The sequence below is a fragment of the Pseudomonas sp. S12(2018) genome (assembly GCF_024355235.1).
Lineage (GTDB): Bacteria > Pseudomonadota > Gammaproteobacteria > Pseudomonadales > Pseudomonadaceae > Aquipseudomonas > Aquipseudomonas palmensis.
On record NZ_QLAD01000014.1, the window covers coordinates 30,381 to 49,085 of the forward strand.

The following is an 18,705-nucleotide window of genomic DNA, read 5'->3' on the forward strand; positions in this document are numbered from 1 at the left end:
CGAAGCCAAGCGCGCCTTGCGCAGCCTTTCCACCTTATAAACTTGCGAGGAACGACGAGATGCATGAAATCCCGAATCTTCCCTTCCCAAGCCTGAACCAAGCCGAGCAGCCTGCTGCTCCTCTCAGCGCCGAACCTGCCCACGTGGCAGATTCCGATGGCGACGAAACCCCGAGCGCCGAACAGGAATAAACCGCGCACTACCCGGCGTGTGAAAACCACTACGACAGGGGACGACCCCGGCAACGGGTTTTCACACCGCCAAGAACCCTCCCCGCGCTCCACAGGTCTATGATAGGCACTCCAGCCCGTCACCTCCCGGACCTTCCATGCCTGTCACACCGCGCCCCCTGGCGGTCACCCTGCAAGTCGTCTCCATCGTGCTGTTCACCTTCATCGGCTACCTCAACATCGGCATTCCCCTGGCCGTGCTGCCCGGCTTCGTGCACGACACCCTGGGGTTCGGCGCCGTGGTCGCCGGCCTGGTGATCAGCGTGCAATACCTCGCCACCCTGCTCAGCCGCCCCTATGCCAGCCGCCTCATCGACAATCAGGGCTGCAAGCGTGCGGTGATGTACGGCCTGGCCGGCTGCGGCCTGAGCGGCGTGTTCATGTTGCTGGCCGCCTGGCTGCAGGCCACGCCCTGGATGAGCCTGACCAGCCTGCTGGTGGGGCGCCTGGTGCTGGGCAGCGCCGAAAGCCTGGTGGGTTCGGGCGCCATCGGCTGGGGCATCGGGCGGGTGGGCGCGCAGCACACCGCCAAGGTGATCTCCTGGAACGGCATCGCCAGCTACGGCGCGCTGGCCATCGGCGCACCGCTGGGGGTGGTGCTGGTACAGCAGCTGGGGCTGTGGAGCATGGGCGTGAGCATCCTGCTGCTGTGCGCGGCAGGCCTGGCGCTGGCCTGGCCCAAGCAGGCGGCGCCGATCGTCAGTGGCGTGCGCATGCCGTTTCTGCATGTGCTGGGGCGGGTGTTCGGGCATGGCTCGGGGCTAGCGCTGGGCTCGATCGGCTTTGGCACCATCGCCACCTTCATTACCCTGTACTACGCCAGCCAGTCCTGGCACAACGCCGCCTTGTGCCTGAGCCTGTTCGGCGCCAGCTTCATCAGCGCACGCCTGCTGTTCGGCAACCTGATCAACCGTCTGGGCGGCTACCGTGTCGCCATTGCCTGCCTGAGCGTGGAGACGATCGGCCTGTTGCTACTGTGGCTGGCCCCCAGCGCCGAACTGGCACTGGCCGGTGCGGCACTGAGCGGCTTCGGCTTTTCGCTGGTATTCCCGGCGCTGGGGGTAGAGGCGGTCAATCTGGTGCCGGCAGCCAACCGCGGTGCCGCGGTGGGGGCCTACTCACTGTTCATCGACCTGTCGCTGGGTATCACTGGACCACTGGCGGGGGCCGTGGCGGCAGGTTTCGGCTTTGCCTCGATCTTTCTGTTTGCGGCAATCGCCGCCTTGTGCGGCCTGCTGCTCAGCCTTTACCTGTACCGCCAGGCACGACTGAACCCGGTACGCCACACGCTTCAGTAGTCGATCTTGCCGCGCCCGGCCTTGATCGCCCCGCGCTTGCTCTTTGACTCCAGGCGACGGGTCTTGGAGCCCAGGGTCGGGCGCGTAGGCCGCCGCGCCTTCTCGACCTTCACCGCCGCCAGAATCAGTTCGCGCAAGCGCTCCAGGGCGTCGGCCCGGTTCTGCTCCTGGGTACGGTATTGCTGGGCCTTGAGCACGATCACCCCGTCGCTGGTGATCCGGCTGTCACGCAGGCCCAGCAACCGCTCCTTGTGAAACGGCGGCAGTGACGAGGCATTGATGTCAAAGCGCAGGTGCACGGCGCTGGAGACCTTGTTGACGTTCTGCCCACCGGCGCCCTGGGCGCGAATGGCGTTCAATTCGATCTCGTCATCGGGAATGTGCACGGCGTTGGAAATGATCAGCATGGGCCTGGCTTTGCGCGAATTGGCCTTCAGGATACCCGCCCTGGTGCACAAAACCAAAAAGCCCGGCACAAGGCCGGGCTTTCGTTGCAGCATCCTGCGCTTACTTGAGGGCGGCGCTCGGCACTGCAGGGGCGCCGTTGGCGCTGCGCTTGCTCTTGAGCCAGTAGAAGCCCCACATCACCACCAGCCATACCGGAATCGCGTACACCGATACACGGATGCCCGGCATCAGCAGCATGATGCCCAGGATGAACACCACGAACGCCAGGCAGAGGTAGTTGCCGTAGGGGTAGATCAGCGCGCGGAACAGCGACTTCTGACCGGTACGGTCCATGTGCTGGCGGAACTTGAGGTGCGAGTAGCTGATCATCGCCCAGTTGATCACCAGGGTCGCCACCACCAGCGACATCAGCAGCTCCAGGGCGCTGTGCGGCATCAGGTAGTTGAGCAGCACCGCCACCACGGTAACGGCTGCCGACGCCAGAATCGAGCGTACCGGCACGCCACGCTTGTCGATCTTGGCCAGGCTGGCCGGCGCATCACCCTGCTCGGCCATGCCGTAGAGCATGCGCGCGTTGCAGTAGGTGCCGCTGTTGTACACCGACAGCGCCGCGGTCAGCACCACGAAGTTGAGGATATGCGCTGCGGTGTTGCTGCCCAGCAGCGAGAACACCTGCACGAACGGGCTGGCGCTGTAGGCATCGCCCGAGCTGGTCAGGCTGCTGACCAGGCTGTCCCACGGGGTCAGCGACAGCAGTACCACCAGGGCACCGATGTAGAAGATCAGGATGCGGTAGATGACCTGGTTGATCGCCTTGGGGATCACGGTCTTCGGCTTGTCGGCCTCGGCTGCGGTGAATCCGAGCATTTCCAGGCCGCCGAAGGAGAACATGATGATCGCCATGGCCATCACCAGGCCGCCGACGCCGTGCGGGAAGAAACCGCCGTGGGCCCACAGGTTGGTGACCGAGGCTTCAGGGCCGCCGCTGCCACTGACCAGCAGGTAGCTGCCCAGGCCGATCATGCCGACGATGGCCAGCACCTTGATGATCGCGAACCAGAACTCCGCCTCGCCGAACACCTTCACGTTGGCCAGGTTGATCGCGTTGATGAGGATGAAGAATGCGGCTGCCGAGGCCCAGGTGGGAATCTCCGGCCACCAGTAGTGGACATACTTGCCGACCGCGGTCAGCTCCGACATCCCCACCAGGATGTACAGCACCCAGCAGTTCCAGCCCGACAGGAAGCCGGCGAAACCGCCCCAGTACTTGTGGGCGAAGTGGGCGAAGGAGCCGGCCACCGGCTCTTCGACGATCATCTCGCCCAGCTGGCGCATGATCAGGAAGGCAATGAAGCCGCAGATCGCATAGCCCAGGATCATCGACGGGCCGGCCGATTGCATCACCCCGGCCGACCCCAGGAACAGGCCGGTGCCGATGGCGCCACCGAGGGCGATCAGCTGGATGTGGCGGTTTTTCAGGCCACGCTTGAGCTCACCTGAATGCGAGTTTTGTCCACTCATGAACGGAGTCACCTGTTTGTTTTTATCTGTGACGGAATCGGACCCACCGCGCTCGTGGCGCAGCGGAATTAACAAGGTGGTATACCTTGAGGAGTCTTGGACCAGAGCCTTCGGTACGGGCGTCAGCCCGAGGCGAATCAGCCCGGAGTCAGCAAGGTTGCGCGGTACGCAGTTGGGTCACAGTTAAAACGCGGCGCATTGTATACCCTTGCTTTGGCGCAGGGGTCAACACGTTGCGTGACTGTCGGATGACAAGACGCAGCGGTCCGGCGGGGGTTCTGAAGCCTGGGGGAGTGTACGGCGTGCATGGCGCCTCCATTTCTTGTTATGGCTTGCCCAGCTCTGCGGCGGGGCTTTTGCACTTGGCAATGGCGGCTATCACACCGTGGTTGCGGGGGTTGGGCAAGAGGTTGACGTGGACGGAAGGTGAGCGTCGCCGACGTTTTCGGCAAGGTTTGTTTACAGCCTGAAGGACGGGCTGGCTTGCCCAATCAGTACGCCACAAGTCGTAACGAATTATTTACGACGTGGTTCAAAAAGTTTCCACTGGTTGCCTTGGAGTGTCTGCGCCGGCCCTCCGCCGGCAACGCGACTCCTACACTGCGAGTGCAATGCCTGTAGGAGCCGGCCTTGCCGGCGAAGGGCACGTGAAAACACCACAGGCACAAAAAAGCCAACCCGAAGGTTGGCTTGTGTGAGCGCTTACTCAGCCCGCGGCGGCTTGCCACGGCTGCTGCCCGGCCGCTTGGGTGCGGAGCCGGCCGGCTTGCGCTTGTTCATGTCGCTCGGACGCTCGGCCACGGTGCTGCGGCCCTTGCGTGGCGAGTCGTCACGCGGCTGGCGCGCTGCGCGCTCGGTGGTCGCGCCACCTTCCTTGGCCGGGCGCAGGGTGCGCACGCGCTCGCCACGGCCCACCGGCTTGGACGACTTGCGCTGCATGCGCTCGAGCTTGTCCTTGACCTTGGCCTTCATCGCTGGCATCGCCACCGGCTTGAGCCCCACTTCGGCAGCCAGGATGTCCACTTCGCCCTGGCTCATTTCGCGCCAGCGGCCCATCGGCAGGTCGCTGTTGAGGAACACCGGGCCAAAGCGCACACGCTTCAGGCGGCTGACCACCAGGCCCTGGGATTCCCACAGGCGACGCACCTCACGGTTGCGGCCTTCCATCACCACGCAGTGGTACCAGTGGTTGAAACCTTCACCGCCCGGGGCTTCCTGGATGTCGGTGAAACGCGCCGGACCGTCTTCGAGCACCACGCCCGCCTTCAGGCGCGCGATCATGTCTTCGTCCACTTCGCCGCGTACACGCACTGCGTATTCACGGTCCATTTCGGACGACGGGTGCATCAGGCGGTTGGCCAGCTCACCATCGGTGGTGAACATCAGCAGGCCGGTGGTGTTGATGTCCAGGCGACCGACGTTGATCCAGCGGCCCTCTTTCGGGCGCGGCAGGCGATCGAACACGGTCGGACGACCTTCCGGGTCGTCACGGGTGCAGATCTCGCCGTCGGGCTTGTTGTACATGATGACGCGGCGCACGGTCTCGGCGGCTTCTTCACGCTTGATCAGGCGGCCGTCGACCGAAATCGCGTCGTGCATGTCGACGCGCTGGCCAAGGGTGGCGTCCACGCCATTGACCTTGATGCGACCCTGGCTGATCCAGGCCTCGACGTCGCGGCGCGAACCCACGCCAATGCGCGCGAGTACCTTTTGCAGTTTTTCGCCGGCTGGACGCGGCGGGCTATCGTGCAGATCCTGTTCACTCATCTGGGCACCTCCCGGTGTAGTGCTGCTGAAAATCATTGAATTGGCCAAACAAGCGCCAAAAAAGGTCGCGAATCATACGCCGAACCGACGACAAACGCACCACAGACTAGCCGATATTGCACCCCAGGACGCTGTTTTCCGCTCGAAGGCCGCTCAGCCCTGCGGCGAACCGGGCGCTGCCTGGCCCTCATCGGGTTCATCGGCTTGCTCGAGCAGGTCGTCGAAGTCGGTCTTGAGCCCCTGCTCCATCGAGTCCAGCTCCAGCAACAGGCTGTGAAAGCTGGTCTCCTCGACCGGGGCTTCGGGCTCGGCGCTCTCGTCGGCCAGGGCCTGCAGGTGGGCCGGCACCGGTGCATCATCCACTTCCAGCAATGGCTCGGGCTCCATCTCGCGCAACTCGGCCAGCGAGGGCAGCTCGTCGAGGTTCTTCAGGTTGAAGTGGTCGAGAAAGGCCTTGGTGGTGGCGAACATCGCCGGTTTACCGGGCACTTCGCGGTAGCCCACGATGCGCACCCACTCGCGCTCGAGCAGGGTCTTGATGATATTGGTGTTCACCGCCACGCCCCGCACATCCTCGATCTCGCCACGGGTAATCGGCTGGCGATAGGCGATCAGCGCAATGGTTTCGAGCAACGCACGCGAATAGCGCTGCGGCCGTTCTTCCCACAGCCGCCCGACCCAGGGCGCGTAGTCCTCGCGGATCTGCAGGCGGTAGCCCGAGGCCACCTCCTTGAGCTCGAACGCGCGCCCGGCACAGGACTTGCGCAGCACCTCGAGGGCCTTCTTGAACACGCCGGGCTCAGGGCGCTCGGCCTCTTCGAACAGCTCGTACAGGCGCTCCAGCGATTGCGCCTTGCCAGAGGCGAGCAGGAAGGCTTCCAGCAGCGGCGCCAGGTCACGGGGGTCGGTCAGGTTCATTGGGGTGCTCGTGTACGGTTATTCGGCCCGGGCGCGGACATGGATGGGAGCGAAGGGCTCATTCTGCACCAGTTCGACGAGAGATTCCTTGACCAGTTCGAGGATGGCCATGAAGGTCACCACCACCCCCAGCTTGCCCTCCTCGGCCGTGAACAGCTCGACGAAGGGCACGAAGCCGCCGCCCTTGAGGCGCTCGAGCACATCGCTCATGCGCTCGCGGGTCGACAGCGCCTCGCGGCTGACCTGATGGCTCTCGAACATGTCACCGCGGCGCAGCACCTCGGCCATCGACATCAGCACCTCTTCCAGCGCAACGTCGGGCAACAGCTTGCGCGCCTTGGCCTGGGGTGCCTCCAGGCGCGGTACGATCACCTCGCGGCCAACCCGGCTCAGGCCGTCGATGCCTTCGGCGGCGGCCTTGAAACGTTCGTACTCCTGCAGCCGGCGAATCAGTTCGGCACGCGGATCGTCCTCTTCCTGCTCCACTTCGGCAGAGCGCGGCAGCAGCATGCGCGACTTGATCTCGGCCAGCATCGCGGCCATCACCAGGTACTCGGCGGCCAGTTCCAGGCGTACGGTCTTCATCAGCTCGACATAGCCCATGTACTGGCGCGTGATCTCCGCCACCGGGATGTCGAGAATATCCACGTTCTGCTTGCGAATCAGGTACAGCAGCAGGTCGAGCGGGCCCTCGAAGGCTTCGAGGAACACTTCCAGCGCATCGGGCGGGATGTACAGGTCCACCGGCATCTCGGTCATGGCTTCGCCATACACCATCACCAGTGGCAGCTCCTGCTGGGCGCCGGCCTGTGGGTCCAGGGCCGGCTCGACCGCAGCGACCTGGTTCACGCTTCGGCCATGAAGGGCGCCGGGTCGCCGCAGCCTTCACGCACCAGCACCGCCTCCTCCCCGGTCAGGTCGATGATGGTGGAGGCCTTGAGGTCGCCGTAACCGCCGTCGATGATCAGGTCGACCTGTTTTTCCAGGCGCTGGCGGATCTCGTACGGGTCGGTCATGGGTTCGTCGTCGCCTGGCAGGATCAGGCTGACGCTCATCAACGGCTCGCCCAGCTCTTCGAGCAAGGCCAGCAGAATGGGGTTTTGCGGCACGCGCAGGCCGATGGTGCGGCGCTTCTCGTGCAACAGCAGGCGCGGTACTTCGCGGGTGCCATTGAGGATGAAGGTATAGGGCCCCGGCACATGCGCCTTGAGCAGGCGGAACGTGGCGGTGTCGATCTTGGCGAACAGGCCCATCTGCGACAGGTCGCAGCAGATCAGCGTGAAGTTGTGGCTCTTGTCCAGCCCGCGCAAGCGGCGCACGCGCTCCACGGCAGACTTGTCGCCGATCTGGCAACCCATGGCGTAGGACGAATCGGTAGGGTAGACCACCACCCCACCCTTGCGGATGATCTCGACGGCCTGCTTGATCAGGCGCGGTTGCGGGTTTTCCGCATGAATCTGGAAAAATTGACTCACGTTTTCTACCTGTTCAGACGGGTGCAGTGGGCTGCTCATGTTTGAATCGACGCCACAGGGGTGGCAGGTCCTCCGGCAACGGCCGGTAGACACCGATCTCAGACCAGGCGCCCGGGCCATGGAAATCGCTGCCGGCGCTGGCCAGCAGACCGAACTCACGGGCCAGGATCGACATCGTGCCCACCTGTTCGGCGGGCATCATCCCGTTCACCACTTCCAGCGCCTGGCCACCTGCTTGAATATAGTCGGCAATCAGGCGTCGACGCTTGCTGCGGGTTAATTCGTAGTGCATCGGGTGGGCAAGGCTGACCCATGCGTGGGACTGGCGCAGGGTCTGCACGGTGTCTTCCAGGCTTGGCCAGTGCAGCTTCACATCCCCCAGCTTGCCGGCGCCCAGCCACTTGCGAAAGGCTTCGCCGCGGTCCTTGACGTGGCCGGCACGCACCAGGTACTCGGCAAAGTGCGGACGGGCCGGCGCATTGCCGCTGTCGCCCAGCTCCTGCTGGATGGCACGGGCGCCGTCCAGCGCGCCGGGCATGCCCTTGAGCGCCAGCCGCCGGTCGATTTCCTCGGAGCGCAGCCAGCGTCCACGGTGCAGCGACTCGACGGCGCGCTGCAGCGGTTCGGCATCGAGCGGGAAGTTGTAGCCCAGGATGTGAATCGTTGCCCCGCCCCAGGTGCAGGACAGCTCGACCCCGCTGACCCACTGCATGTCCAGCGCCTGGGTGGCAGCCTGGGCTTCGAGCTGGCCTTCGAGGGTGTCGTGGTCGGTCAGCGAAAGCATCCGCACGCCGTGTTCGTGGGCGCGAGCGACCAGCGCCGTGGGCGACAGGGCGCCATCGGAAGCGGTGCTGTGGCAGTGCAGATCAACATTCATAGGTGGCGCATACGCTCTCATTGATGTTTGTTATTATGCCGTCACATCCTGCTTCTGGCTGCCACTGTGAAACAATTCATCGATTTCATCCCGTTGTTCCTGTTTTTCATCGTCTACAAGCTCGACCCGCGCACGGTCGACGTTGCCGGCCAGTCGTTCGAGCTGGGCGGCATCTACAGCGCCACGGCGGTGCTGATCATCAGTTCGCTGGTGGTGTATGGCGCATTGCTGATCCGCCAGCGCAAGCTGGAGAAGGGCCAGTGGCTGACCCTGGTGGCATGCCTGGTATTTGGCGGCCTGACCCTGGCCTTCCACAGCGAGACCTTCCTCAAGTGGAAGGCCCCGGCTGTGAACTGGCTGTTCGCCACCGCTTTTGCGGGCAGTCACTTCATTGGTGACCGTGTATTGATCAAGCGCATCATGGGCCATGCGCTGACCTTGCCCGAGCCGGTGTGGACGCGCCTGAACCTGGCGTGGATCGCGTTCTTCCTGTTCTGCGGCGCGGCCAACCTGTTCGTTGCCTTCACCTTCCAGGACATCTGGGTGGACTTCAAGGTATTCGGCAGCCTGGGCATGACCGTACTGTTCCTGGTGGGCCAGGGTGTCTACCTGTCCCGTCACCTGCACGACAGCGACCCTACTACCCCCAAGACCGAGGACTGACATGCTCTACGCCATCATCGCCACAGACGTTGCCGATTCGCTGCAAGCCCGCCTGGCTGCACGCCCGGCGCACCTTGAGCGCCTGCAGCAGCTCAAGGCCGAAGGCCGCATCGTACTGGCCGGCCCGCACCCGGCGATCGACAGCAACGACCCTGGCGCGGCCGGGTTCAGTGGCAGCCTGATCGTCGCCGAGTTCGACTCGCTCGAGGCTGCCAAGGCCTGGGCAGATGCGGATCCTTACATTGCGGCGGGTGTATATGCCGAAGTGCTGGTGAAGCCGTTCAAGCAGGTCCTGCCGTAACCTGATCGGCGCGACGAGCCCTTCGTCGCGCCGGTTCGCCTTACCTTCTGCGCACCTTCGCACACACTCGCTGCTCCCCTTCCTGGCTTTGCCCACTACAGCGGGCCTGTAGTGCTACGCCTTAAAATCCACTCGAATGTTCATCATTCTCGTCCACCTGCCGACAACCTACGCAACACCCGATTGGAATCAAGGAGTTCCGATGCGTCAAGGTCCGTTGTCCATGCTGCTGTGCCTGTTGCTGCTGACCCCGCTCGCCAAGGCCGCCGAAGCCTCCGCCAGCACCCCTTTGTCGTTGAGTGCGGGTAGCCAGATCTCCGAGCTGCAGCAACGCCTCAAGGAAAGTGAGCGCCAGCACGAAGCGCTCAAGCAGCAGCTGAAAAATGCCGAGAACGAACGCGAAAGTGCCCAGCTGACCCGCCTGCGCCAGGAGAACCAGCGCCTGAAGCAGCAGCTCGAGCAACACCAGGCCAACCCGCTGCCCAAGCTGCTCACCGATCAGCAGCAATGGTTCGTGATTGGCGCCGGAGTTGCCCTGTTGGCCGTGCTCTGCGGTATCTTTGCCAGTGGCAGCCACAGACGGCGCCGGCAATGGTTGAATTGAGTGAGACATGAGCGAGCTGCTACTGATTGATGATGACCAGGAACTGTGCGAGCTGCTGAGCAGCTGGCTGACCCAGGAAGGCTTTCAGGTGCGTGCCTGCCATGATGGCCAGAGCGCCCGCAAGGCCCTGGCCGAGCACGCCCCGGCAGCGGTGGTGCTGGATGTGATGCTGCCCGACGGCAGCGGCCTGGAACTGCTCAAGCAATTGCGCAGCGACCACGCCGAACTGCCAGTGCTGATGCTGTCTGCTCGCGGCGAGCCGCTGGACCGTATCCTGGGCCTGGAACTGGGCGCCGACGACTACCTGGCCAAGCCCTGCGACCCCCGCGAGCTCACCGCGAGGCTGCGCGCCGTGCTGCGCCGCAGCCACCCGGCCGCCACACCCACCCAGATGGAAGTGGGCGACCTGCGCTTCAGCCCCGCCCGTGGCGTGGTCGACATCGACGAACGCGAGCTGACCCTGACCCTTTCCGAAAGCCGCATTCTCGAAGCCCTGCTGGGCCAGCCGGGTGAGCCGCTGGACAAACAGGAACTGGCGCAGCTCGCCCTGGGCCGCAAGCTGACCCTGTACGACCGTAGCCTGGACATGCACGTCAGCAACCTGCGCAAGAAGATCGGCCCGCATCCCGATGGCAGGCCGCGCATCGTCGCCCTGCGCAGCCGCGGCTATTACTACAGCCTGTAGGCGCCAGCCTTGCTGGCGAAGGGGCGCACGCCAACGCCCCACCGTGTAAACACCCTCGCCCACCGTCTTTACCCAAGCTTTACCCTTGCCTGACCGCCGCTGACCTTGATCTCCCTAGACTGGGCACATCCGGTAACGACCGGCCTCAACAAGGAGAGTCACCATGCGCAAGACCCTTATCGCCCTGATGTTCGCTGCCGCCCTGCCAACCGTAGCCATGGCCATGCCCGATGGCGGCCCCCGTCACGGCGCCGAGCACCAACGCGGTGGAGCGCCTTTCGCCCAGCTGGACCTGACCCGCGAGCAGCGCCAGCAGATCCGTCAACTGATGGGCGAGCAGATGAAGAGCCGCCACGAAATCACCCAGCGCTACCTGGCCAAGCTGCCGGCAGCCGACCAGAAGGCACTCAAGGACGAACTCAAGGCAAGCCACGACAAGGTCGACACCCAGATCCGCGGCATGCTCAAGCCAGAGCAGCAGAAGCAGTTCGATGAAATGAAGAAGAAGCAGGCAGAGCGCAAGGCCGAGTGGGCCGAGTTCAAAGCCTGGAAAGCTGAAAAAGCCAGCAAGGCCCAGTAAGCTGTCCACACCCCGCCCGACCTGCCCCCGCAGGTCGGGCTTCTTTCGTTTGAGGTAATGCCCTTGCGTTCACTGTTCTGGCGCATCCTGGCCAGTTTCTGGCTGGCCATCACCCTGGTTGCCGGGCTGTCGATCCTGCTCGGCCACATGCTCAATCAGGACGCCTGGATCCTCAGCCGCCACCCGGGGCTCAATACCCTGGCCATGAACTGGTCGGCGCGCTACGAACAGCAAGGGCCCGAGGCCGCGCAGCGTTATCTGGAGCTGCGCAAGCGGCGCTACAACATCGACGTGCAGGTGCTCAACGAAAGCGGCGAGGCGGTGGTGCCAGGCACGTTCCCGCGCCGCGCAGCAGCCTTCGAGGCGCGCCGGCACAACGGCGAGCCGCTGCCCTGGCGACGCCTCACCGAGGAGTACACCAGCCCCGGCACGGGCGACACCTACCTGCTGATCTACCGCATCCCTCACCCCGAACTCGACGCCTGGCACCGCGACAGCCTGCTGTGGCCGCTGAGTGCATTGGGCATTGCCCTGGTGGTACTGACCCTGTTCAGCCTGCTGGTAACCCTGTCGATCACCCGCCCCCTCAGTCGCCTGCGTGGCGCGGTACATGACCTGGGGCAGACCACCTACCAGCAGAACAGCCTGGCACGCCTGGCCAACCGGCGCGACGAGTTCGGTGTGCTGGCCAATGACTTCAACCGCATGGGCGCGCGCCTGCAGAGCCTGATTGCCAGCCAGCGCCAACTGCTGCGTGACGTGTCCCATGAACTGCGCTCCCCCCTGGCACGCCTGCGGATCGCCCTGGCCCTGGCCGAGCGGGCAGAGCCTGCACAGCAGCAGGCCTACTGGCCGCGCCTGACCCGCGAGTGCGACCGCCTCGAGGCGTTGATCAGCGAAATCCTGGTGTTGGCGCGGGTGGATGCCGAAAGCGCCAGCGCAGAACCAGTCGACCTCAATGCGCTGCTGGCCAGCGTGCGCAAGGATGCTCAGCTCGCAGCGCCGGAACAGGACATCCAGCTGCACGACACGCCAGGGCTGAGCCTGCAGGGCTGGCCGACACTGATCGAACGTGCGCTGGACAACCTGCTGCGCAATGCCGTGCGCTTCAATCCGCCGGGGCAACCGATCGAGATGAGTGCACAGCGTGAAGGCGAGCGTATCGTGCTGACGGTGCGCGATCACGGGCCGGGGGTGGCCGACGAGCACCTGGCGCAGTTGGGCGAGCCGTTTTTCCGCGCCCCGGGGCAGACCACGGCCGGGCATGGCCTGGGCCTGGCGATCGCGCGCAAGGCGGCGGAACGTCATGGTGGCAGCCTGGTGCTGGGCAACCATGCGCAGGGCGGGTTCGTGGCGACGCTGGAGTTGCCGGTGGCGGGGCCGGCTAGCGCCTGAATAAAGACGGGTGGTGGCTTCTTCGCTGGCAAGCCGGCCCCCACAGGCTTGTCACCGCCCTCAGGGGCCGTTGCGCACCTGTGGGAGCTGGCTTTGCCAGCGAAAGGGCCATCTGATGCCTGTATAGCTTAGCGGGGCTGCTCCCAGGCGCTGACAAACGCCTCGACAGACACCACTGGCGCCGTACGCGGCGGGTTAAGCGGCGTGCCCACATACAGGAAGCCGATCAGCTCTTCGGTATCCGCCAACCCGAGGCCCTTGGCCACCTGCGGGCTGTAGGACAGCTCGCCGGTTCGCCACACCGCGCCGATCCCCTGGGCATATGCCGCCAGCAGAATGGCATGCGCCGCACACGCGGCCGCCAGCCGCTGCTCGGACTTGGGCACCTTGACGTGATCCTGCACGTTCGCGATCACCACAATCAGCAACGGCGCCCGCAGCGGCATGGCATGGGCCTTTTCCAGCGCTGCCTCGGTGGCTTCGCCCTGCGCCTGCACCGCCTCGGCCAGCAGCGCCCCCAATTGTTCGCGGGCCGCGCCTTCGATGGTCAGGAACCGCCAGGGCCGCAATTGGCCATGGTCCGGCGCACGCGAGGCCGCCCGAAACAGCAACTCGCGCTGCGCAGCATCAGGTGCCGGCTCTACCAGGCGAGGAACGGAAACACGGTTGAGCAATGCGTCGAGAGCCTCCATCGGCTACCCCCTGTCGAGAAATGTGCGGCTATTCTACCGTTTACTTAAAGAGGCCCATAGGTAGAATGGCGCCCCTCCGTTTCAACCCAGAGCAGATCACATGGCGTTGCCGACCTTAAGGATCATCGGTTTCATTATCGGCATCTTCCTGATTACCCTGGCGATCAGCATGACCGTGCCCATGGCCACCCTGGTCATCTACGAGCGCACCGGCGACCTGCCGTCGTTTCTGTGGGCCAGCCTGATCACCTTCATTGCCGGCCTGGCCCTGGTCATACCCGGGCGCCCCGAGCACGTGCACCTGCGCCCGCGCGACATGTACCTGCTCACCGTGAGCAGCTGGCTGGTGGTGTGCATCTTCGCCGCCCTGCCGTTCCTGCTGACCCAGCACATCAGCTACACCGATGCCTTCTTCGAGAGCATGTCGGGCATCACCGCCACCGGCGCCACCGTGCTCAGTGGCCTGGACAGCATGTCGCCGGGCATCCTGATATGGCGCTCGCTGCTGCACTGGCTGGGCGGCATCGGCTTCATCGGCATGGCCGTGGCGATCCTGCCGCTGCTGCGCATCGGCGGCATGCGCCTGTTCCAGACCGAGTCCTCGGACCGCTCCGAAAAGGTCATGCCCCGCTCGCACATGGTCGCCAAGTCGATCGTGGCGGTGTACGTGGGCATCACCACCATCGGCGGGCTGGGGTTCTGGCTGGCCGGCATGAGCCCGTTCGATGCCATCAACCACGCCATGTCGGCGATTTCCACCGGCGGTTTCTCCACCTCCGACCAGTCGCTGGCCAAGTGGGACCAGCCGGCCGTGCACTGGGTGGCGGTGGTGGTGATGATCCTGGGCAGTGTGCCGTTCACCCTCTACGTGGCCACGATGCGTGGCAACCGCAAGGCACTGATCAAGGACCAGCAGGTACAGGGCCTGCTCGGCCTGCTGGTGGCCACCTGGGTGGTGCTGGGTACCTGGTACTGGGCCACCACCAGCCTGCCGTGGTTCGATGCCTTGCGCCACGTGGCGCTGAACGTGACCTCGGTGGTCACCACCACCGGCTTCGCCCTGGGCGACTACAGCCTGTGGGGCAACTTTTCGCTGATGCTGTTCTTCTACCTGGGTTTCATCGGCGGCTGTTCGGGCTCGACCGCGGGCGGGATCAAGATCTTCCGCTTCCAGGTGGCCTACATTCTGCTCAAGGCCAGCCTGAACCAGCTGATTCACCCGCGTGCGGTGATCAAGCAGAAATACAACGGTCACCGCCTCGACGAAGAGATCGTGCGGTCGATCCTGACCTTCTCGTTCTTCTTCGCCATCACCATCTGCATCATCGCGCTGCTGCTTTCGCTGCTGGGCGTGGACTGGATGACTGCCCTGACCGGCGCGGCCAGCACCGTATCCGGCGTGGGCCCGGGCCTGGGCGAAACCATCGGCCCGGCGGGCAACTTCGCCACCCTGCCCGACGCCGCCAAGTGGATCCTGGCCGGCGGCATGCTGCTGGGCCGCCTGGAGATCATTACGGTGCTGGTTCTGTGCATGCCGGCGTTCTGGCGGCACTGACGCCCTGGGCCGACGCCTCGGGGCCGGCACTGCGCGCCAGCTCCATGCGTGTGCGGTATTCCCCGGGGGTGAGGTCGAACCAGCGCCGGAAAGCCCGGAAGAAGTTGCTCGGGTCGGCAAAACCCAGCAGGTAGGCAGCCTCCAGCAATGTCATGTTCGGCTGCGCAAGGTACTGCTCGGCAAGTTCGCGACGGGTATCGTCGAGCAGGGTCTGAAAGCTGGTGCCCTCCTCCTGCAGGCGCCGCTGCAGCGTGCGCTGCGACAGGTGCAGGGCCTGAGCGACCATTTCGCGCTTGGGTTCGCCCTGGGGCAGCATGCGGCACAGCACCTGACGTGCACGATGGGTCACCCGGCTTTCGGAAAAACGCGCCAGGTACTCGCCGGCAAAACGGTCGTGCAGAATCGCCATGGCCTCGTTGGCCGTGGGCAACGGCGCCTCCATGTCGGCGCGCTCGAACACCAGCGCATCGTGGGGCGCACCAAACACCAGCGGGGCACGAAACGCCTGCTTGTAGGGTTCTATATCCTGAGGCTGCGGGCCTTGTACCAGCACCCGGCGCAGCTGGATGGTGCGCCCGCTCAACCAGCAGCACAGCGCCAGGGCGCAGGCCAGCGAGGCCTCGGCACTGTGCCGGGTGGGCGGCAGGTGATCGCCATGCACGGTCAGCACCAGCGAGTAGCCTTCCGGCCCCAGGCGAAAGCTCAGGTCGGAACTCTCCGCGATAATGCGCTGGTAACGCACCAGGCGCTCGAACCCCTCGGCCAGGGTGCGGCTGGACATCAAGGCATAGCCAACCACGTGAAACGATGCCGGGCGCACCACCCGCGCCATGTTCAGGCCGATGGCACGGTTGCCCGACAACTCTTCGGCCAGTTGCCACAAGCGGGTCATGGAGTCCTGGGTGAAACGTGCGTCGGGGTCGTCCAGCGCGGCGAAGTCCAGGCCGAGCTGCTTGAACAGCGCAGGGCAATCGAGCCCTTCGAATTCAAGTGCCTTGACGATCCCCGAGGCCCAGCTTGCTGACGTGGTTCTTTCGCTCATGGCTGGCTTCTTTTGGGTAAGACCGCTCCTGCGGTGAACGCAAAGGATACTAAAGTGGCGCTTATTGTCACTGACTGATACTGCGACACAATTCTAGACTCGGTTCAGGCTCCACGCCGTGCATGTTTCGCCACCTTCGACCGATACGGGAGCGACGCAGTGAACAGCCCCCCACGCTTCAACAGCTTTGCCGAGTTCTATCCGTATTATCTGGGTGAGCATAGCAATCCTGTCTGCCGCCGCCTGCACTTCGTCGGCACCAGCCTGGTGATCGCCCTGCTGGCCTACGCCCTGGCCAGTGCCAACGGCTGGCTGCTGCTGGCGGTCCCGGTGGCCGGCTACGGCTTTGCCTGGGCAGGCCACTTCTTTTTCGAGAAGAACCGCCCCGCCACCTTCACCTACCCCTTCTACAGCCTGCTGGGCGATTTTGTCCTGTACCGCGACATGCTGCGCGGCAAGGTGCAGTTCTGAGCATCGCCCGCCCCCTGCGCGTGGCCTAGAGGCTGGGCTCACCCACCGTCCGGGCCTGGCGCAGGGCCTCCCGGGCCTGGGCGTCCGCCAGGCGGTACAACTCGATCGTGCCGTCCCAGTGCTCGATCAAGGCAGTGCACGACTCCACCCAGTCGCCGCAATTGAGGTAGTCCACCTCCCCCACCTTGCGGATTTCTGCGTGGTGGATGTGCCCGCACACCACCCCGTGAAACCCTCGCTTGACGCATTCGCGTGCAATCGCCTCCTCGAAGTCGCTGATAAAGCTCACCGCCGTCTTGACCTTGTGCTTGAGGTAGGCCGACAGCGACCAGTAGCCATAGCCATACCGCGCGCGCCAGTGGTTGAGCCAGCGGTTGAGGGTGAGGGTCAGTTCATAGGCCCAGTCACCCAGGAAGGCCAGCCAGCGGTGATAACGGGTTATCACGTCGAACTGGTCGCCATGGATCACCAGTAGCCGCCTGCCGTCGACGGTGAGGTGCTCGGCCTGGTCCACCAGCTGGATATTGCCCAGCACCAGCTTGGAGTAGCGACGCAGGAACTCGTCGTGGTTGCCGGTCACATAGATCACCTCGGTGCCGCGCTTGCTCATGGTCAGCAGGCGCCGGATCACGTTGGTATGGGCCTGGGGCCAGTACATGCCACCCCGCAGCTTCCAGCCGTCGATGATGTCGCCCACCAGGTAGATGCGATCGGCCTGGTAGCCCTTGAGAAACTGCGACAGATGCTCGGCCTGGCAGTCGCGGGTGCCAAGGTGCACGTCCGAGATCCACAGCGTGCGCACGCGCTGCTTGCGCGAAGGTTTGCCAAGCTCGGCATGGGTCATGGGCAGGCTCCGGGAGAGTTTGTGCGAGCTTGCCTGTGGGCAGTGAATCGACCATGACCGTTGTGCGGCAGTCCTGTGACAGGCCGTCGGGGCATGTACACTGCGTGGCCTGTGCTCCCGATCCAAGGCAACCGCCCGCCATGACCCCTCGTACCGCCCTGGGCGCCCTGCATGCAGGCGCGCTGTTGTTCGGCCTGACCGGCGTGTTCGGCAAGCTGGCCAGTGCCGGCCCGTCGGTCATCGTGTTCGGCCGTGCGGCCTTCGCCGTGCTGGCCCTGGCCATCTTCGTCGGCGTTGCCCGACAACACTGGCAACCCCTGAAGGCACGGGACTGGCGCGGGCTGACATTGGCCGGGATGTTGCTGGCCGGCCATTGGGTCAGCTTTTTCGTCGCGGTCAAGGTGGCCGGCGTGGCCATCGCGACCCTGGGCTTTGCCAGCTTCCCGGCGTTCACGGTCATTCTGGAAGGGCTGTTGTTCCGTGAGCGCATCCGTCGCAACGAAGCCTTGCTGGTACTGCTGGTGAGCATCGGCCTGGTGTTGGTGACGCCCGATTTCGACCTCGCCAGCCAGGCCACCAGCGGGCTGCTGTGGGCGTTGTTCTCGGGGTTGCTGTTCGCCCTGCTGTCACTGCTCAATCGTGCAGGCTCGCGGCACATTCCGGCGGTACAGGCGGCGCTGTGCCAGAACGCCGTGGTGGCACTGTGTCTGCTGCCGGTGGCGGGCCCGCTGCTGCCTTCGGTGAGCGCGCTGGACTGGCTGTGGCTGGGGCTGCTGGGGGTGTTCTGCACCGGCGTGGCACACAGCCTGTTCGTGGCCAGCCTGGCGGTGATCAAGGCCCGTACCGCCGCCGTGGTGTTTGCCATGGAGCCGGTCTACGGCATCGCCATGGCCTGGGTGATCTTCGCCGAGCAGCCCACCTTGCGCATGCTGATGGGCGGGGTGCTGATCATTCTGGCCATCGTGATTTCAAGCCGTCTGGCCGCCGGTGCACCACACACCGCACCCGCCACCTCCGGCGGCTGAGTCAGGCGCGGTCGTTGTGGCCCAGGTCGCGCTGCGGGTCGATCTGGTCGCGGACCCGCTGCTTGAGCACCTTGGCCTCGGGGAAACCGCCATCGGCCTTGCGTTCCCAGATCTGCACGCCATCGCAGGTGATGCGAAAGTTGCCGCCCGTGGCCGGTTCCAGGGCCACCCGGGCCAGGTCGTCACTGAAGGTGCTCAGCAGTTCCTGGGCCAGCCAGGCGGCGCGCAGCAGCCATTGGCACTGCGTGCAATAGGTGATGACAATTTCGGGTTTGGATACGGACATGGGGTAACGGTCTCCTGATAGGTGGTCGCGCTTATACTAGCCACCTTTAGCCTTTGCTCCGAGAGCCG

Annotated in this window: 22 protein-coding genes; 11 read left to right on the plus strand and 11 right to left on the minus strand. The window is 64.7% G+C overall.

Translation table 11 applies throughout. From position 1 onward, the window contains the following. Window positions 1–59 precede the first annotated feature (59 nt). Together DN388_RS24600 and DN388_RS24605 are read left to right on the plus strand one after the other, a co-directional pair. Window positions 60–191 (plus strand): hypothetical protein, encoded by a 132-nt coding sequence (locus DN388_RS24600; RefSeq protein WP_255002693.1) that lies wholly within the window; start codon window positions 60–62, stop codon window positions 189–191. A 137-nt stretch (window positions 192–328) separates the two neighbouring features. Beyond that, window positions 329–1,528 (plus strand): MFS transporter, encoded by a 1,200-nt coding sequence (locus DN388_RS24605; protein ID WP_058540765.1) that lies wholly within the window; start codon window positions 329–331, stop codon window positions 1,526–1,528. Here the strand turns inward: DN388_RS24605 and arfB are convergent. From arfB to DN388_RS24640, 7 genes are all read right to left on the minus strand, one after another. Next, on the minus strand, window positions 1,522–1,935 hold the full coding sequence (gene arfB / locus DN388_RS24610) for an alternative ribosome rescue aminoacyl-tRNA hydrolase ArfB (RefSeq protein ID WP_043864296.1): 414 nt from the start codon (window positions 1,933–1,935) through the stop codon (window positions 1,522–1,524). The two genes, DN388_RS24605 and arfB, sit on opposite strands and share 7 nt — an antisense overlap. Before the next feature lie 100 nt (window positions 1,936–2,035). Then, complete coding sequence (locus tag DN388_RS24615; RefSeq protein WP_043864106.1) at window positions 2,036–3,457, minus strand: amino acid permease; 1,422 nt, start codon at window positions 3,455–3,457, stop codon at window positions 2,036–2,038. 702 nt (window positions 3,458–4,159) lie between these two features. Continuing rightward, a complete protein-coding gene (gene rluB / locus DN388_RS24620) occupies window positions 4,160–5,224 on the minus strand; it encodes a 23S rRNA pseudouridine(2605) synthase RluB (protein ID WP_054916588.1) in 1,065 nt (354 codons plus the stop codon). Window positions 5,225–5,377: 153 nt separating this feature from the next. Continuing rightward, window positions 5,378–6,142, minus strand: coding sequence for an SMC-Scp complex subunit ScpB (scpB, locus tag DN388_RS24625; protein WP_043864108.1), 765 nt, complete (start codon window positions 6,140–6,142; stop codon window positions 5,378–5,380). 18 nt (window positions 6,143–6,160) lie between these two features. Next, the gene (locus DN388_RS24630) at window positions 6,161–6,859 is read right to left on the minus strand and encodes a ScpA family protein (protein WP_162484885.1); all 699 of its coding nucleotides are present in this window, start codon (window positions 6,857–6,859) and stop codon (window positions 6,161–6,163) included. Between the two features lie 128 nt (window positions 6,860–6,987). Further along, complete coding sequence (locus tag DN388_RS24635; protein WP_043864297.1) at window positions 6,988–7,617, minus strand: L-threonylcarbamoyladenylate synthase; 630 nt, start codon at window positions 7,615–7,617, stop codon at window positions 6,988–6,990. A gap of 13 nt (window positions 7,618–7,630) precedes the next feature. Next, a complete protein-coding gene (locus DN388_RS24640; RefSeq protein ID WP_043864110.1) occupies window positions 7,631–8,494 on the minus strand; it encodes a PHP domain-containing protein in 864 nt (287 codons plus the stop codon). Window positions 8,495–8,560: 66 nt separating this feature from the next. Between DN388_RS24640 and DN388_RS24645 the strand changes: the two genes are divergently transcribed. The 6 genes from DN388_RS24645 (at window position 8,561) to DN388_RS24670 (ending at window position 12,722) form a co-directional block, all read left to right on the plus strand. Beyond that, entirely contained in the window at window positions 8,561–9,157 is a 597-nt protein-coding gene (locus DN388_RS24645) for a septation protein A (RefSeq protein WP_043864111.1), read from the plus strand. A gap of 1 nt (window position 9,158) precedes the next feature. Then, the gene (locus tag DN388_RS24650) at window positions 9,159–9,458 is read left to right on the plus strand and encodes a YciI family protein (protein WP_043864112.1); all 300 of its coding nucleotides are present in this window, start codon (window positions 9,159–9,161) and stop codon (window positions 9,456–9,458) included. Between the two features lie 202 nt (window positions 9,459–9,660). Continuing rightward, complete coding sequence (locus DN388_RS24655) at window positions 9,661–10,062, plus strand: translation initiation factor 2 (RefSeq protein WP_043864113.1); 402 nt, start codon at window positions 9,661–9,663, stop codon at window positions 10,060–10,062. 7 nt (window positions 10,063–10,069) lie between these two features. Further along, a complete protein-coding gene (locus DN388_RS24660; RefSeq protein ID WP_043864114.1) occupies window positions 10,070–10,747 on the plus strand; it encodes a response regulator transcription factor in 678 nt (225 codons plus the stop codon). 163 nt (window positions 10,748–10,910) lie between these two features. Next, the gene (locus DN388_RS24665) at window positions 10,911–11,327 is read left to right on the plus strand and encodes a Spy/CpxP family protein refolding chaperone (RefSeq protein WP_043864115.1); all 417 of its coding nucleotides are present in this window, start codon (window positions 10,911–10,913) and stop codon (window positions 11,325–11,327) included. Between the two features lie 57 nt (window positions 11,328–11,384). After that, window positions 11,385–12,722: a HAMP domain-containing sensor histidine kinase gene (locus DN388_RS24670; protein ID WP_043864116.1), complete on the plus strand. Its 1,338-nt coding sequence runs from the start codon at window positions 11,385–11,387 to the stop codon at window positions 12,720–12,722. A 128-nt stretch (window positions 12,723–12,850) separates the two neighbouring features. Here DN388_RS24670 and DN388_RS24675 read toward each other — a convergent pair whose 3' ends face one another. After that, a complete protein-coding gene (locus tag DN388_RS24675) occupies window positions 12,851–13,414 on the minus strand; it encodes a nitroreductase family protein (RefSeq protein WP_043864117.1) in 564 nt (187 codons plus the stop codon). A gap of 100 nt (window positions 13,415–13,514) precedes the next feature. Between DN388_RS24675 and DN388_RS24680 the strand changes: the two genes are divergently transcribed. Next, the gene (locus tag DN388_RS24680; RefSeq protein WP_043864118.1) at window positions 13,515–14,969 is read left to right on the plus strand and encodes a TrkH family potassium uptake protein; all 1,455 of its coding nucleotides are present in this window, start codon (window positions 13,515–13,517) and stop codon (window positions 14,967–14,969) included. On the opposite strand, the gene DN388_RS24685 is transcribed toward DN388_RS24680, so the two are convergent. Beyond that, window positions 14,926–16,011 (minus strand): AraC family transcriptional regulator, encoded by a 1,086-nt coding sequence (locus DN388_RS24685; RefSeq protein ID WP_043864119.1) that lies wholly within the window; start codon window positions 16,009–16,011, stop codon window positions 14,926–14,928. The genes DN388_RS24680 and DN388_RS24685 overlap by 44 nt on opposite strands. Before the next feature lie 159 nt (window positions 16,012–16,170). Here DN388_RS24685 and DN388_RS24690 point away from each other — a divergent pair, with 159 nt between their 5' ends. Then, window positions 16,171–16,482 carry a DUF962 domain-containing protein gene (locus DN388_RS24690; RefSeq protein WP_043864120.1) on the plus strand — a complete coding sequence of 104 codons (312 nt, stop codon included), beginning with the start codon at window positions 16,171–16,173 and terminating at the stop codon, window positions 16,480–16,482. 25 nt (window positions 16,483–16,507) lie between these two features. Here DN388_RS24690 and DN388_RS24695 read toward each other — a convergent pair whose 3' ends face one another. Then, window positions 16,508–17,326: a UDP-2,3-diacylglucosamine diphosphatase gene (locus tag DN388_RS24695; protein WP_213607197.1), complete on the minus strand. Its 819-nt coding sequence runs from the start codon at window positions 17,324–17,326 to the stop codon at window positions 16,508–16,510. Window positions 17,327–17,466: 140 nt separating this feature from the next. Between DN388_RS24695 and DN388_RS24700 the strand changes: the two genes are divergently transcribed. Further along, a complete protein-coding gene (locus DN388_RS24700; protein WP_043864122.1) occupies window positions 17,467–18,351 on the plus strand; it encodes a DMT family transporter in 885 nt (294 codons plus the stop codon). A gap of 1 nt (window position 18,352) precedes the next feature. Here DN388_RS24700 and DN388_RS24705 read toward each other — a convergent pair whose 3' ends face one another. Next, window positions 18,353–18,637, minus strand: coding sequence for a SelT/SelW/SelH family protein (locus DN388_RS24705; RefSeq protein ID WP_054916592.1), 285 nt, complete (start codon window positions 18,635–18,637; stop codon window positions 18,353–18,355). Window positions 18,638–18,705 lie beyond the last annotated feature (68 nt).